The sequence below is a fragment of the Sphingobium sp. RS1 genome, from assembly GCF_056156825.1.
Window position 1 is genome coordinate 847,130 of the sequence record NZ_JBLZXE010000003.1, and the last position, 14,780, is coordinate 861,909.

Sequence of the window (14,780 nt, forward strand, 5' to 3'; positions counted from 1 at the left end):
GTTTCAAAACGCCACCCTTGATCGGGCCTATGGGCAGTTGTCTATTTTGTGTCCAATATCTAATAAAGCTTGATTGATATCTTTGGCGACCTGATCCGATGGACCTTCGACATTTGCGCTATTTTCTCTGCGTGGCGGAAGAGATGCATTTCGGCCGTGCCGCCCGGCGCCTAGGCATGTCGCAACCGCCGCTCAGCCAGCAGATCCGCGCACTGGAGGAGGAATTGGGTGCCCGCCTGTTTGATCGGACCAGCCGCCGCGTCGCCCTGACGGAGGCGGGACGCCTCTTCCTGCCCGAAGCGCGCAAGACGCTGGCGCAGGCGGATCATGCCGCGCAGGTCGCGCGCCGCACCCAGAATGGCCATCTGGGGCGACTGGCCCTCGGCTTCACCGCGTCCGCGCCTTTCGTGCCGGAAATTGCCGACGCCCTTTATGATTTCCGCCAGAGCTTTCCCCATGTCGACCTGCGCGTGCAGGAACTGGGTCGCGACGATCAGGTCGAACTGATCGAGCGCGGGGATCTGGATATCGGCATCATCCGCGGTGTGGCCCCCCCGACCTTGCCCGATGGCCTGAGCGCCACATGGCTGCTGGAAGAGGATATGCTGCTCGCCCTGCGAGAGGATCATGATCTGGCCCGGCGAGAGGCGCCCCCGGCCATCGCCGATCTCGCCGGCGTGCCGTTCGTCCTCTATGCCACCACCAGCAGCGCCGATTTCAACGACCATTTCTTCGCTCTGTGCGAACAGGCGGGGTTCCGCCCCAGCGTCACGCTGGAGGTCGGCAGCTTCGCGACCTTGCTGGGGCTGATCGCGGCCGGTTTCGGCACTACGATACTCTCGCGTTCGCTCTCGCGGCTGCATGTCGACAAGGTGGTCCTGCGGCCGCTGTTCCCGACCTTCCGTACCCGGCTATGGATGCTGCACAAGAGCGATCTTCCCCCCACCGCCCGCGCCTTCCAGGATGCCATCCTGCGGGCCGGGGCGATCGTGCATCCGGCGTAAGTCCATGAAAATAAGTCGAAATAGGATGATGTGCGAACAGAGTGACAGGCGCCTTTTCAGAAAACATCCTATTTTCAATACCTTGTTTCCTGCGATCACGCGAAAATAGCGAAACAACTGTCCAACTCGCTGTCGCATCAGCGCCGTCTTGCATCCTCCAGCGCATCCATCGCCAGCGCCACCGCGCCCAGCGGCCCGGCCTGATCGCCCAGCGTCGGCGGGCGGACGATCGCGCCGATCGTCTCTTCGGTGACGAAGGACAGATAGCCTGCCAGTTGCCGCACCACCTGCACCCGCACCCGGTCCAGCAGGTCGGTCCGCCCCATGCCCACGCCACCGCCGATCAGCACCTGCCGCGCCGCCGTGGTCAGCAGGATCGTGCCGACCAGCTGCGCGATATCATGGGCGACATCGTCCCAGCGCGGATCGTCGGCCGCGATCCGGTCGCCCGCCACGCCGAACCGCTTCGCCAGCGCCGGCCCCGACACCAGCCCCTCGATGCAATCGCCATGAAAGGGGCAGGCGCCCTCGAAATCGTCGCCCGGTGCCCGGCGGGCCAATATATGGCCCAGTTCCGGATGCATCGCGCCATGGAGCGGCCGACCATATAGCGCAAAGCCGGCGCCCAGTCCTGTGCCGATGGTGATGTAGCAAAGGCAGTCGGACGGTGCATCGCGCTCCGCGCCCGCGCCCCAGCGGACCTCGGCCAGCGCTGCGCCGTTGACATCCGTGTCGATCGCGGCCGGGCAGGGCAGCACGCCCGCCAGCGCCCCGTAGATATCCGTTCCGGTCCAGCCCGGCTTGGGCGTCGGCAGCATATGCCCGAAATCCGCCGCCGCCCGGTCCAGCCGCAGCGGTCCGAACGATCCGATGCCCAGCGCCTCGAACGGTTCCGCCTCATGCCAGCGCCGCAACAGCGCGGCCGCTGCCCCCAGAGTTTCGGCCGGGCTGGTGGTCGGGATCATCACCCGTTCCTCGATCACCCGTCCGCGCGCACGCAACACGAAGATCTTGGTCCCGCCCAGTTCCACGCCGGCCAGACAGGGCGCCGCGCTCATGCGCCGAACCCTGGGAAAATGCGAAAGGAAGCCATGGTGCCGCGCGCTCCGTAAAGGAAAATCCTGCTCCTCATAGGCAAGCGCCACCCATCCCGCCAGTTCCCGCCAGCCGCCGCCCCATCAAACTGCCGATCGGCATAATGGCTCAGCCTTGTTGTTGCATCGCCGCCGCCAGCGCGCGCAGCAATCCATGGTCGGCCAGCGCCTCGTCCGCCAGGGTGAAGCCCAAAGTCCGGCGATGGTCGAACCCGGCCAGCGGCACATGGGCGACATCGGCGCTGCGATAGCAATCGGGCATCACCGTCACGCCCATGCCCGCGCCCACCATCTGCAACGCCCGCTCGTCATTGGTGGTGCGGAGCGAGAAATGCGGGCGCACCCCGCGCTCCAGGAAATGCCGGCTGGTCTGCGACAGCAATTCGCAATGGCGCCGCACGATCATCATTTCGTCGCGCACATCTTCCGCATCCAGCTGCGTCCGGCCGGCCAGCACATGATCGGCGGCCATCACCATGGCATAGCCTTCCTCCGCCACCACCTTTTGCCACCCCGCCGACGGACCGGGCCGCAGGATGCTGAACGTCGCGTCGATCCGGTCGCGCGCCAGCATCGCGGTCAATTCGCGCTCGCTGGCAAAGGCGATTTCCACCGGCCCGCCGTCTGCGGCACGATAATCCCGTGCCGCCCGCGCCACGATCGCGCCGGCGATGCTGTTGAGCACGCCGATCCGCAATGGCCGTGCCTGCGCGGTTTCGGCCATGGCGCCCAGCGCGGCGTTGAACTCCCGCTCGATCCGCCTTGCATGGCCCAGGAAGCGGGTGCCGGACTCGGTCAGTTGCACTCGCTGGTTGGTACGGGTGAACAGTTGCCGTTGCAGCGCGTTCTCCAGCTTGGCGATGCCGGCCGACAGGGTCGGTTGCGACACATTGCAATGGACCGCCGCGCGCGAGAAATTGCCCTGATCGACCACGGCCAGGAAATAGCGGAGCAGATAGCGTTCGATCATAGGTTCCATCTATACACTGATATGGGACTGTCAATTTTCCAGCCGGCCGCCGCTGCGCTATGAAGGCGGCAACAGGAGAGAGACGCCGATGACCGATTTCGATTTTGCGCTGGGCGACACTGCCGACATGATCCGCGAAAGCGCAGCCCGCTTTTCCGCCGACCGCATCGCCCCGCTGGCCGCGGAGATCGATGCGAAGGACTGGTTCCCCACTGAATTATGGCCGGCCATGGGCGAATTGGGCCTGCATGGCATTACCGTTGCGGAGGAGGATGGCGGCCTCGGCCTTGGCTATCTGGAACATGTTGTCGCGCAGGAGGAAGTCGCCCGCGCCTCCGCCTCCATAGGTTTGAGCTATGGCGCCCACTCCAATCTTTGCGTCAACCAGATCCGCCGCTGGGCCAATGCCGAACAAAAGGCCCGCTACCTCCCCAGGCTGATTTCCGGCGAGCATGTCGGCAGCCTCGCCATGTCGGAATCCGGCGCCGGCTCCGACGTCGTGTCGATGAAGCTGAAGGCGGAGAAGAAGGGCGACCGCTACATCCTCAACGGCACCAAATTCTGGATCACCAACGCGGCTTATGCCGACACGCTGGTCGTCTATGCCAAGACGGGCGAGGGGTCGAAGGGCATCACCACTTTCCTGATCGAAAAGGGGATGAAGGGCTTTTCCATCGGTCAGAAGATCGACAAGATGGGCATGCGCGGATCGCCCACCGCCGAACTGGTGTTCGATGATTGCGAAGTGCCCGAAGAGAATATCATGGGGCCGCTCAATGGCGGCGTCGGCATATTGATGAGCGGCCTCGACTATGAACGCACCGTGCTGGCCGGCATCCAGCTTGGCATCATGCAGGCCTGCCTCGACACGGTCCTCCCCTACATCCGCGAGCGCAAGCAGTTCGGCAAGCCGATCGGTGCCTTTCAACTGATGCAGGCGAAGGTCGCCGACATGTATGTCGCGCTCAGTTCGGCCCGCGCCTATGTCTATGCCGTCGCCCGTGCCTGCGACGCCGGCAAGACGACTCGTTTTGATGCCGCCGGCGCGATCCTGCTGGCGTCGGAAAATGCGATGAAGGTCGCGCTGGAGGCGGTGCAGGCGCTGGGCGGCGCGGGCTATACGAAGGACTGGCCGGTCGAACGCTATATGCGCGACGCCAAGCTGCTGGACATTGGCGCCGGCACCAATGAAATCCGCCGCATGCTGATCGGCCGGGAGTTGATCGGAGCATGAGCGCCCCCGTCCTCGACACGAAGCTGTCGCCCGACAGCGAAGCCTTCCGCGCCAACGCGGCACATAACCGTGCCCTCGCGCAGCAATTGCGGGACCGGGTCGCCGCTGCCGCGCAAGGCGGTTCCGCCAATGCCCGCGACAAGCATGTCGCCCGTGGCAAGCTGCTGCCCCGCGATCGCGTGGAACGGCTGCTCGATCCCGGCTCGCCCTTCCTGGAGGTCGGCCAGCTCGCCGCCAACGGCCTTTATGGCGATGAAGTGCCCGGCGCCGGGATCATCGCCGGCATCGGCCGCGTGTCCGGGCGACAGGTCATGATCGCCTGCAACGATGCCACGGTAAAGGGCGGCACCTATTATCCGCTGACCGTCAAGAAACATCTGCGCGCGCAGGAAATCGCGCTCGAAAACCGGCTGCCCTGCCTCTATCTGGTCGACAGCGGCGGCGCGAACCTGCCCAATCAGGCGGAGGTCTTCCCCGATCGCGACCATTTCGGCCGCATCTTCTACAATCAGGCGAACCTGTCGGCGCGCGGCATCCCCCAAATCGCCTGCGTCATGGGCAGTTGCACGGCGGGCGGCGCCTATGTCCCGGCCATGTCCGACGAAACGGTCATCGTTCGTAATCAGGGCACCATCTTCCTCGCCGGCCCGCCGCTGGTGCAGGCGGCAACGGGCGAAGTCATCAGCGCGGAAGATCTGGGTGGCGGCGACCTGCATGGTCGCAAGTCCGGCGTGGTCGATCATGTCGCGGAAAGCGACGATCATGCTCTCACCATCGTGCGCGACATCGTCTCGACCTTCCAGCCCGATCGCCAGCCCGACCTCAATCTGCGCGATCCCCGACCGCCCAAATTCGATGCTGCCGACCTCTATGGCATCATCCCCGATGACGTCCGCGCGCCCTATGATGTGCGCGAAATCATCGCCCGCATCGTGGACGGCAGCGAATTTCATGAATTCAAGCCGCTCTACGGCACCACGCTCGTCTGCGGCTTCGCCCATATCTGGGGCATGCCGGTCGCGATCCTCGCCAATAATGGCGTCCTGTTCAGCGAAAGCGCGCTGAAAGGCGCCCATTTCATCGAACTCGCCTGCCAACGGCGCATACCCTTGCTCTTCCTCCAGAATATCTCTGGATTCATGGTCGGCGGCAAATATGAGGCGGAAGGGATCGCCAAGAATGGCGCGAAACTCGTGACCGCCGTCGCCACGGCGCAGGTGCCCAAGATCACGGTGCTGATCGGCGGCAGCTTTGGCGCGGGCAATTACGGCATGTGCGGCCGGGCCTATGGCCCGCGCTTCCTCTTCACCTGGCCCAATGCCCGCATCAGCGTGATGGGCGGCGAACAGGCCGCGAGCGTGCTGGCCACCGTTCACCGCGACGCCGCCACCTGGAGCACCGAAGACGCCGAAGCCTTCAAGGCGCCGATCCGCCGCAAATATGAGGATGAAGGCAATCCCTATTATGCGACCGCGCGATTGTGGGACGATGGCGTGATCGACCCGGCCCAGACCCGCGACGTCCTCGGCCTCGCCTTCGCCGCTGCCCTGAACGCCCCGGTCGAGGACCGTGCGCAATTCGGCATTTTCAGGATGTAATGACGATGATCCAGTCCCTCCTCATCGCCAATCGCGGCGAAATCGCCTGTCGCATCATCCGCACCGCGCGCGCCATGGGCATCCGCACCGTCGCCGTCTATTCCGACGCGGACGCCAATGCCCTGCATGTCCGATCCGCTGATGAAGCCGTCCACATCGGTCCGTCGCCTGTGCGCGAATCCTATCTGCTGGGCGACCGCATCATCGCCGCCGCACAGCAGACCGGCGCGCAGGCCATTCATCCGGGCTATGGCTTCCTGTCCGAAAATGCGCAGTTCGCGCAGGCGGTGCAGGATGCCGGCCTCATCTGGGTCGGCCCCAATCCCGCCAGCATCACCGCCATGGGCCTGAAGGACGCGGCCAAGCAACTCATGCAGCAAGCAGGCGTCCCCACCACGCCCGGTTATCTGGGGGAGGACCAGTCGCCCGACCGGCTGAAGGCGGAGGCGGATGCCATCGGCTATCCCGTCCTCATCAAGGCGGTCGCTGGCGGCGGTGGCAAAGGCATGCGCAAGGTCGACGCTCCGGCCGATTTTGCCGACGCCCTGCTCTCCTGCCAGCGCGAGGCAGCGTCCAGCTTCGGCAATGATCAGATATTGCTGGAAAAATGGATCACCAACCCGCGCCATATCGAGGTGCAGGTCTTCGGCGACAGCCATGGCAATGTCGTCCACCTGTTCGAACGCGACTGCTCGCTCCAGCGCCGCCACCAGAAGGTGATAGAGGAAGCGCCGGCGCCGGGCATGGATGCCGACACCCGCGCAGCCGTCTGCCAGGCGGCGGTCAATGCGGCGAAGGCGGTTGACTATGTCGGCGCCGGCACGATCGAGTTCATCGCCGACGGCAGCGAAGGGCTGCGCGCCGACCGCATCTGGTTCATGGAAATGAACACCCGGCTTCAGGTCGAACATCCGGTGACGGAGGAGGTTACAGGGCAGGATCTGGTCGAATGGCAGTTGCGCGTCGCATCGGGCGAACCGCTGCCCAAGAAGCAGGAAGAATTATCCATCAACGGCTGGGCGATGGAAGCGCGCCTCTATGCCGAAGACCCGGCCAAGGGCTTCCTACCGTCGATCGGGCGGCTGGACACCTTTGAACTGGGGCAGGGGTGCCGCATCGACACTGGCGTCGAGCAGAGGGCGGAAATCTCGCCCTTCTATGACCCGATGATTGCCAAGGTGATCGGCCATGGCCCGACCCGCGACGCGGCGCGGCAATCGCTGGCGGCATGTCTGGCCGATACGGCGATCTGGCCGCTACGCACCAATGCGGGCTTCCTCGTCAAGGCATTGGACCATCCCGCCTTCGTTGCGGCGCGGCTGGATACTGGCCTTATCGGGCGGGAGGGGGACGCGCTGCTGCCGCCGCGCCATCCGTCCGACGAAGCGCTGGCCGACGCTGCTGCGGCGCTGGTGCCCGGCGATGGTCTTTCGGGCTTCCGCCTCAACGCCCCGATCAGGACGCAGGCTGCCTTCCTGCTGGACGGTGAAGCGGTGACGATCCATTTCGACCCACGCGAAGGATCGGACGATGACGACGCGCTGGACGATGTGCTGATTGCCGAGGATGGGCAGGTCTGGCGCCTGACGCCCTGGCGCGCGAGCGGCGGTGCCGGCGGCGCTGCGTCCGATGGCGCGATCCTCTCCCCCATGCCCGGTCGCATCATCGCCGTCGCCGTGGGGGCGGGGGACAGGGTGACAAAGGGACAGAAACTGCTGACTTTGGAAGCGATGAAGATGGAACATAGTCTGGTTGCGCCGTTCGACGGCATCGTCGCCGAACTCAACGCCGCCGAAGGAGGGCAGGTCAGTGAAGGCGCTCTGCTCGCCCGGATCGAAAAGGACGGATGATCCTGTCCTACAGGGGGCGGACTGACTTATAAGGGCCGCCGCGCCTGGCTGATGACGGGATTGTTCGATAATTTCCTGCTTTTGACATGAAATGTCGAAATCAGCGGGAAAAGTGCGAAGTTAAGGGATGACGGCATGGCAGGCAGATATTTCGACCAGTGGCAGGTGGGCGACCGAATCGCCCATGACATCCGCCGCACCGTGACCGAAACGGACAATCTCCTTTTCACGACTATGACCCACAATCCCCAGCCGCTGCATCTGGACGCCGAAGCGGCGAAGGCCAGCGAGTTCGGCCAGATCCTCGTCAATGGCACCTTCACCTTCGCGCTGATGGTCGGCCTGTCGGTGGGCGATACGACGCTCGGCACATTGGTCGCCAACCTCGGCTACGACAAACTCGTCATGCCCAATCCCGTCTTCATCGGCGACACGATGCGTTGCGAAACGGAGGTCACCGATCTCAAGCTCAGCAAGTCGCGCCCCGGCGCCGGCATCGTCACCTTCACCCATCGTCTCTATAATCAGCGGGACGAAATCGTCTGCCAATGCCTGCGCACGGCGCTGCTCAAAAGGTCGGACGCATGATGCTGCGCTCCCTGCTTTTCGTGCCCGGCGACCGGCCCGATCGCTTCGCCAAGGCGGCGGCCAGCGGTGCGGACGCCCTGATCCTCGATCTGGAAGATTCGGTCGCATCCGAACGCAAGGGTGAGGCGCGCGCGGCCGTCGCCGACTGGCTCGCGGACGATCGCCCGGTCACGACCTTTGTGCGCGTCAATCCGCTGGACGGCGATCAGACCGCTGCCGATCTCGCCGCCATTCTGCCGGGGCGCCCCGATGGCCTGCTGCTGCCCAAGGCGGAAGGGGCGACCAGCGTCACGGCGCTGATCGCCCTGATGGGCGATATCCGCCTGCCGATCCTGCCGATCGCCACCGAAACGCCGGCCGCCATCTTTCAACTGGGCAGCTATGCCTCCGTCGGGGATCATCTGGCTGGCCTCACCTGGGGCGCGGAAGACCTGCCCGCCGCGATCGGCGCCACGACCTCCCGCGAAGAGGATGGCCGCTACACTGCGCCCTATGAAATGGTTCGGTCGCTTACCCTGTTCGGCGCCCATGCTGCTGGCACCGCCGCGATCGAGACGATCTTCCCGCGCATCGACGCGTCCGAAGCATTGGCGGCCTATGTCGCCCGCGCCCGTCGCGACGGCTTTACCGGCATGATGGCGATCCACCCGGCGCAGGTCGCTACGATCAACGCAGGCTTCACGCCCACGTCGGCCGAGTTGGCCCATGCCCGCGCCATTATCGCCGCATTCGATACGAATCCCACTGCCGGCGCGCTCAAGCTGGACGGCAGGATGATCGACCGCCCGCATCTGGTGCAGGCCCGCCGCGTCCTCGACCGGGCAGGGGGTTAACCCCGCCGAACCACCACCTCGACGCCGGCCAACCCGCGCGTCAGTGCGAATGGCTTGTCGACATTGACACAGGCCTCGACCACGCCAGGCCAGCTCAGGCATTCCTCGCCCAGCTTCTGCGCGAACGTCTCGATCAGCGGGATATGGACCTCCGCCATCGTTTCGGCGGCGCGGACGATCCGGCGATAATCAATCGTCTCGCCAATCCCTTCGACCGCGCCCGTGTCCAGCAGCAACTGGACCGTGATGACCAGCGGCTGACGCCGGCCGATCTCATCGGGGTTGATGCCGATATCCGCCAGCAGCGGCAATTCCTTCACCCGAACGCGGGTTGTGACGGATGCCATCAGCCCATGCTCCTATGCGCGGCGGTGACGGTGTTGCTCAGCAGGCAGGCGATGGTCATCGGACCCACCCCGCCGGGCACCGGCGTGACGGCTTTGGCATGGTCCAGTTCATGCGTCGCGCAATCGCCCACGATGCGGCTGGTGCCGTCATGGTCGACCATGCGGGTAATGCCGACGTCGATCACCACCGCGCCGGGCTTCACCCAATAGCCGCGCACCAGATGCGGCGCACCGGCCGCTGCCACGATGACGTCGGCGGCCCGCGCGATATCGGGCAGGTTGCGCGTCTCGATATGGGTGACGGTCACCGTCGCTTCCCGCTCCAGCAGCAGCATGGCGACCGGCTTGCCCACGATGTTGGACTTGCCGATCACCACGACGTTGAGGCCGCGATAATCGTCGATCACGCTGTCGAGCAGCAGCATGATGCCGAGCGGGGTGCAGGGAACCAGCCCCTTCGATCCGGTCGACAGGCGGCCCACATTGACCGGGTGGAAGCCGTCCACATCCTTGGCCGGGGATATCCGGTCCAGCACCCGCGCCGCATCGATCCCGGCGGGCAGCGGCAATTGCACCAATATGCCATGCACCGCCGGATCGGCGTTCAGCGCGTCGATCAGGTCCAGCAGCGCCTGCTCACCGCAATCGGCGGCCAGCCGCTGTTCGATCGATATGATCCCGGCCTTGCGGCACTCGCCGATCTTGCGCCGGACATAGATTTCGCTGGCGGGATCATGCCCCACCAGCACCACCGCCAGCGCCGGATCGACGCCATCGGCCTTGAGCGTGGCGACGGCCTGCGCGGTCCGTTCGCCCAGCGCGCGCGCCATCGCGCGCCCGTCGATCAGCGCGGCCATGGATCAGCCCCGGAAGACGACGGTGCGCGACTCGTTCATGAACACCCGGTCCTGCAAATGCAGCCGCACCGCTTCGGCCAGCACGCGCCGCTCGATATCGCGGCCGCGCCGCACCAGTTCGTCGGGTACGTCGGCATGGCCGATCATCTCGACATCCTGATGAATGATCGGGCCTTCATCAAGGTCGGCGGTGACATAATGGGCGGTCGCGCCGATCATCTTGACGCCACGCTCATAGGCCTGGTGATAGGGCTTGGCGCCCTTGAAGCCGGGCAGGAAGCTGTGATGGATATTGATGCAGCGGCCCGACAGGAAGGCGGCCAGATCGTCGCTCAATATCTGCATGTAACGGGCAAGGACGATCAGGTCGGCGCCGGTCTCGGTCACGACCTGCTTGATCTGCGCTTCCTGCTGCGCCTTCGTGTCCTTGGTGATCGGGAAGTGGAAGAAGGGCAGGTCGCCGATCATCGAAGTGTGCAACACCTCGCGCGGATGGTTGGAAATGATGCCGACGACGTCCATCGGCAGTTCGCCGATCCGCTGGCGATAGAGAAGATCGCCCAGGCAATGATCGAACTTGCTGACCATCAGCACGACCTTCTTGGGGGCGGCCTGATCGGTCAGCGACCAGTCCATGCCCGCATCCTGCGCGATCGGCGCGAACCCGTCGCGCAGGCCGTCCAGCGTCTCGCCATCGCCGGGCTTGAACGCGACGCGCATGAAGAAGGTGTTGTTCATACCGTCGTCAAACTGCTGCGCATCGACGATGTTGCAGCCGCGCGCCGCCAGATAGCCGGCGACCTTGGCCACCAGACCGGGCTTGTCGTCGCACTGAAGCCGCAGCGTATAGATATTCGTCACGTCAATTTCCTCCCGCTCACCCATCTGCGTCAGTGCGCGCGGGCATAGTCGTTGATCCAGGCCACCGTCTTTTCAAGGCCACCAAAGGGATAGAAGTGCAGCCGCACCTTGCCATGCTCATCCCCCAATGCCCGCTCGAACCTATCGACCAGCTTGTCCGGGCCGGCCGACCCGATCAGCTTCGTAATCGAAATTCCGTATTTTGCGAGCACGGAAGCGGACGCGCCAACGCCGCAGCGCGCGGCAAAGCGCATCAGCGTCTTGATACCGGCCGGGCCAGGCACGCCGATGCGGACCGGCGCATGGATACCGCGTGCGCGCAGTTCGGTCAGCCAGGCCAGAACGGCGTCGGCGTCGAACACGAACTGGGTCACGATCAGCGGCGCCATACCCCGCGCCTCGATCTCGCTGCACTTGCTGGTCAACACCGACCAGCACTGGTCCGGCGTCATGTTCGGATGGCCTTCGGGATGGCCGCCAACGCCGATCGCACGGATGCCCGCCCGTTCGAAGGCACCACTGGCGATCAGCGCGCTGCTATCGAAATAGGGGCCCTCCGGCTCGGACGGGTCACCCGCTATCACGAAGCAGCGGCGCACATCAGCTTCCGCCACCGCGGCTGCAAGATAATCCTCGAATTCTGAGGCAGAAGTGATCCGACGCGCGGAAAAATGCGGCATCGGTTCAAAGCCCAGGCTGCGCACCAATTTGGTGGCGGCGATGCGGGCCGCGAAATCCTCGCCGGGTAGGAAAGTGACGGCGACCGGCGTTTCCGGTGCAATGGCCGGTGCTGCCTCGCGCAGCGATTCGACGTCCTTCGCCGTCATTTCCAGCGAATAGCCGTCGACCATATTGACGGGCGGACGTTCCCAGTTCGGGTGAATGACCGGCATATTATTCCTCCAGCCTTTTTGCCTCTCCCGACTCCTCGTAGAGCATATGATCAAATTCGCATAGATGAAATATTCATGGATACGAAATTCATATCTGTGAATGAAATATCACAGGCGCGCGGGATCTACCCCGGTTTCCCGGCAGCCATTCCGGATCTGGGAGGATGTCGGATTAAAGGGGGATTGCCGTGGTATATTTCGTCATCGACAGGGCGAAATGGGATGCTGCGCCCGACACCGACGGATGGCCGAGCAAGGTCTGCATCAGGAAGCGGTTATAATCCTCGACGTCGGCAACCACGACCCGCATCAGATAGTCCCATTCGCCAGACATGGAAAAGCATTCGACGATCTCAGGTCGCCCATCGACAAAATGCTCGAAGGCGGCGCGGGCTTCGCGGGCGTGGCTGCGCATGCGGATGTTGCACAGGACGTTGACGCCGCGTCCGACCTGCGCCGGGTCCACCAGCCGGACCGTACGGGTCAATATGCCCGCCGCCTCCAGCGCCTTGATCCGCCGCCAGCAGGACGCGCTCGACGCCCCGACTCGTTCGGCCAGATCCTGATGGCTGAGGTCCGCGTCGGTTTGTAGTGCGGACAGGATGCGCCGGTCCACATCGTCAATCTGACCATCCTGTTTCATATATCGCTCATATGTGATGAATATATGCCGAACCTAGCTGGAAATCCGGCAAAAATGAAACGCTATTTCCGGTTTTGCGTGGCATGATATCGCCATGGCGCAACAAGAAATGATCGCCCCGCCGGGTGCCGGAGAGGATTGGACCATAGCGCAGGACTGGGCGGCCTATACCGTGCAGGACCATGCGATGTGGGACCGCCTCTTCGCGCGCCAGACGCAGATGCTGGGCGGCCGCGCCGTGCCCGAATTTCTGGAGGGACTGGACATATTGCGGATGACCCGGCCGGGCATCCCCGACTTTGCAGAACTGTCCGACCGACTGATGCAGCGGACCGGGTGGCAGGTGGTCGCGGTGCCGGGACTGGTGCCTGATCGGCTCTTCTTCGAGCATCTGGCCAATCGCCGCTTCGTCGCCGGACGCTTTATCCGCAAGCCGGAACAGATCGACTATCTGGAGGAACCGGACGTCTTCCACGATGTGTTCGGCCATGTGCCGCTGCTCGCCAACCCGGTCTTTGCCGATTATATGCAGGCCTATGGGCAAGGGGGGCTGCGCGCTCATGCGCTGGGGTCGATCGAGCGACTGGCGCGGCTCTATTGGTATACGGTGGAATTCGGCCTGATCCGGCAGGATGATGGCCTGAAACTCTATGGGGCTGGTATCGTCTCCTCTCATGGCGAATCCGAATTTGCGCTGGACGATCCCTCGCCCAACAGGTTGGGCTTCGACCTCCAGCGGCTGATGCGCACCCGCTATCGGATCGATGATTATCAGCAGAGCTATTTCGTGATCGACAGTTTCGAGCAGTTGCTGCGGATGACGGCGGAAACTGATTTTGCGCCGCTCTACGCCGAATTGGACGGCCTGCCCGACCTCGATACGGACACGATCCTGCCGACCGACCGGGTCTACACTCGCGGCACGCAGGCCTATGCAAACAATAAAAAGGAAGAGGATGCCCTATGACCAGCGATAACAACCCCCTGGGCCTCAATGGCTTCGAATTTGTCGAATTCACTTCGCCCGACCCGGAAGCGATGGCGGCGCAGTTCGAGCAACTCGGCTTCGTCGCCAGCCATCGCCATCCGCGCAAGAATATCACCCGCTACCGGCAGGGTCGCATCAACCTGATGCTGAACCGCGACGATGCCGGGCGCGTGGCGGAATTTCGCGGCGTCCATGGCCCATCGGCCAGTGCTATGGCTTTTCGCGTCGCCGATCCCGAAGCGGCGCTCGCCTGGGCGCTGGCCAATGGCGGCAAGGCCACGGCCGAAGACGACACGGTGATCGAGGGGATTGGCGGCGCCTATCTCTATTTCATGCCGGCCGATGGCGATCCCTATGCCGACTGGGCCGAATTCCCCGGCTGGCAGGAGAAAGCCGCCGAGAACGGGGTCGGTCTGGACCTGCTCGATCATCTGACCCATAATGTCCGGCGCGGCCAGATGCGGGTATGGAGTGAATTCTACCGCACCCTCTTCGGGTTCGAGGAACAGAAATTCTTCGATATCAAAGGGAAGGCGACGGGCCTTACCAGCCAGGCGATGATCGCGCCGGATCGGGCGATCCGCATTCCGCTGAATGAGAGCCAGGATGACAAGAGCCAGATCGAGGAGTTCATCCGCGACTATCATGGCGAGGGTATCCAGCATCTCGCGCTGACCACCGACAATATCTACGACACGGTCGAGAAATTGCGCGCGCGCGGCGTGCGGCTTCAGGACACGATCGAAACCTATTATGAACTGGTCGACAAGCGCGTGCCCGGCCATGGCGAGGATCTGGCGCGGCTGAAGAAAAACCGCATTCTGATTGATGGCGATGTCGAGGAGGAGGGCATATTGCTGCAAATCTTTACCGAAAATATGTTCGGCCCGATCTTCTTCGAAATTATCCAGCGCAAGGGCAATGAGGGGTTCGGCAACGGCAATTTTCAGGCGCTGTTCGAAAGCATCGAACTGGACCAGATCAGGCGGGGTGTCGTCAGCGTCGAAGCGTGAGGTGAAG

The 14,780-nt window shown here is 63.9% G+C and carries 15 protein-coding genes; 8 read left to right on the forward strand and 7 right to left on the reverse strand.

Annotated elements, in window-relative coordinates:
- Positions 1-113 precede the first annotated feature (113 nt).
- On the forward strand, positions 114-1,004 hold the full coding sequence (locus ACNHGR_RS23730) for a LysR substrate-binding domain-containing protein (protein ID WP_475289402.1): 891 nt from the start codon (positions 114-116) through the stop codon (positions 1,002-1,004).
- Positions 1,005-1,141: 137 nt separating this feature from the next.
- Here ACNHGR_RS23730 and ACNHGR_RS23735 read toward each other — a convergent pair whose 3' ends face one another.
- A complete protein-coding gene (locus ACNHGR_RS23735; RefSeq protein WP_475289403.1) occupies positions 1,142-2,062 on the reverse strand; it encodes an ROK family protein in 921 nt (306 codons plus the stop codon).
- Between the two features lie 145 nt (positions 2,063-2,207).
- The gene (locus ACNHGR_RS23740; protein ID WP_475289404.1) at positions 2,208-3,068 is read right to left on the reverse strand and encodes a LysR family transcriptional regulator; all 861 of its coding nucleotides are present in this window, start codon (positions 3,066-3,068) and stop codon (positions 2,208-2,210) included.
- 88 nt (positions 3,069-3,156) lie between these two features.
- Here ACNHGR_RS23740 and ACNHGR_RS23745 point away from each other — a divergent pair, with 88 nt between their 5' ends.
- The 5 genes from ACNHGR_RS23745 (at position 3,157) to ACNHGR_RS23765 (ending at position 9,171) form a co-directional block, all read left to right on the forward strand.
- Positions 3,157-4,302, forward strand: coding sequence for an isovaleryl-CoA dehydrogenase (locus ACNHGR_RS23745; protein WP_475289406.1), 1,146 nt, complete (start codon positions 3,157-3,159; stop codon positions 4,300-4,302).
- On the forward strand, positions 4,299-5,900 hold the full coding sequence (locus ACNHGR_RS23750; RefSeq protein WP_475289407.1) for a carboxyl transferase domain-containing protein: 1,602 nt from the start codon (positions 4,299-4,301) through the stop codon (positions 5,898-5,900). Before ACNHGR_RS23745 ends, ACNHGR_RS23750 begins: the two co-directional genes overlap by 4 nt.
- A 5-nt stretch (positions 5,901-5,905) precedes the next feature.
- Positions 5,906-7,750, forward strand: coding sequence for an acetyl-CoA carboxylase biotin carboxylase subunit (locus ACNHGR_RS23755; protein ID WP_184273931.1), 1,845 nt, complete (start codon positions 5,906-5,908; stop codon positions 7,748-7,750).
- Between the two features lie 135 nt (positions 7,751-7,885).
- Positions 7,886-8,338 (forward strand): MaoC family dehydratase, encoded by a 453-nt coding sequence (locus ACNHGR_RS23760; protein WP_475289409.1) that lies wholly within the window; start codon positions 7,886-7,888, stop codon positions 8,336-8,338.
- The gene (locus ACNHGR_RS23765; RefSeq protein WP_475289411.1) at positions 8,335-9,171 is read left to right on the forward strand and encodes an HpcH/HpaI aldolase/citrate lyase family protein; all 837 of its coding nucleotides are present in this window, start codon (positions 8,335-8,337) and stop codon (positions 9,169-9,171) included. Before ACNHGR_RS23760 ends, ACNHGR_RS23765 begins: the two co-directional genes overlap by 4 nt.
- On the opposite strand, the gene ACNHGR_RS23770 is transcribed toward ACNHGR_RS23765, so the two are convergent.
- From ACNHGR_RS23770 to ACNHGR_RS23790, 5 genes are all read right to left on the reverse strand, one after another.
- A complete protein-coding gene (locus ACNHGR_RS23770; RefSeq protein WP_184273920.1) occupies positions 9,168-9,518 on the reverse strand; it encodes a dihydroneopterin aldolase in 351 nt (116 codons plus the stop codon). The two genes, ACNHGR_RS23765 and ACNHGR_RS23770, sit on opposite strands and share 4 nt — an antisense overlap.
- A complete protein-coding gene (locus tag ACNHGR_RS23775) occupies positions 9,518-10,375 on the reverse strand; it encodes a tetrahydrofolate dehydrogenase/cyclohydrolase catalytic domain-containing protein (protein WP_184273916.1) in 858 nt (285 codons plus the stop codon). The genes ACNHGR_RS23770 and ACNHGR_RS23775 overlap by 1 nt, the downstream gene beginning before the upstream one ends.
- Before the next feature lie 3 nt (positions 10,376-10,378).
- Positions 10,379-11,236 carry a formyltetrahydrofolate deformylase gene (gene purU / locus ACNHGR_RS23780; protein WP_475289412.1) on the reverse strand — a complete coding sequence of 286 codons (858 nt, stop codon included), beginning with the start codon at positions 11,234-11,236 and terminating at the stop codon, positions 10,379-10,381.
- Positions 11,237-11,265: 29 nt separating this feature from the next.
- A complete protein-coding gene (locus ACNHGR_RS23785) occupies positions 11,266-12,129 on the reverse strand; it encodes a methylenetetrahydrofolate reductase (protein WP_475289413.1) in 864 nt (287 codons plus the stop codon).
- Positions 12,130-12,301: 172 nt separating this feature from the next.
- Positions 12,302-12,772 carry an Lrp/AsnC family transcriptional regulator gene (locus ACNHGR_RS23790; protein WP_184273906.1) on the reverse strand — a complete coding sequence of 157 codons (471 nt, stop codon included), beginning with the start codon at positions 12,770-12,772 and terminating at the stop codon, positions 12,302-12,304.
- Positions 12,773-12,866: 94 nt separating this feature from the next.
- Here ACNHGR_RS23790 and phhA point away from each other — a divergent pair, with 94 nt between their 5' ends.
- Positions 12,867-13,739 carry a phenylalanine 4-monooxygenase gene (gene phhA / locus ACNHGR_RS23795; RefSeq protein WP_184273903.1) on the forward strand — a complete coding sequence of 291 codons (873 nt, stop codon included), beginning with the start codon at positions 12,867-12,869 and terminating at the stop codon, positions 13,737-13,739.
- The gene (gene hppD / locus ACNHGR_RS23800) at positions 13,736-14,773 is read left to right on the forward strand and encodes a 4-hydroxyphenylpyruvate dioxygenase (protein ID WP_475289414.1); all 1,038 of its coding nucleotides are present in this window, start codon (positions 13,736-13,738) and stop codon (positions 14,771-14,773) included. Before phhA ends, hppD begins: the two co-directional genes overlap by 4 nt.
- The last annotated feature ends 7 nt before the right edge of the window (positions 14,774-14,780 follow it).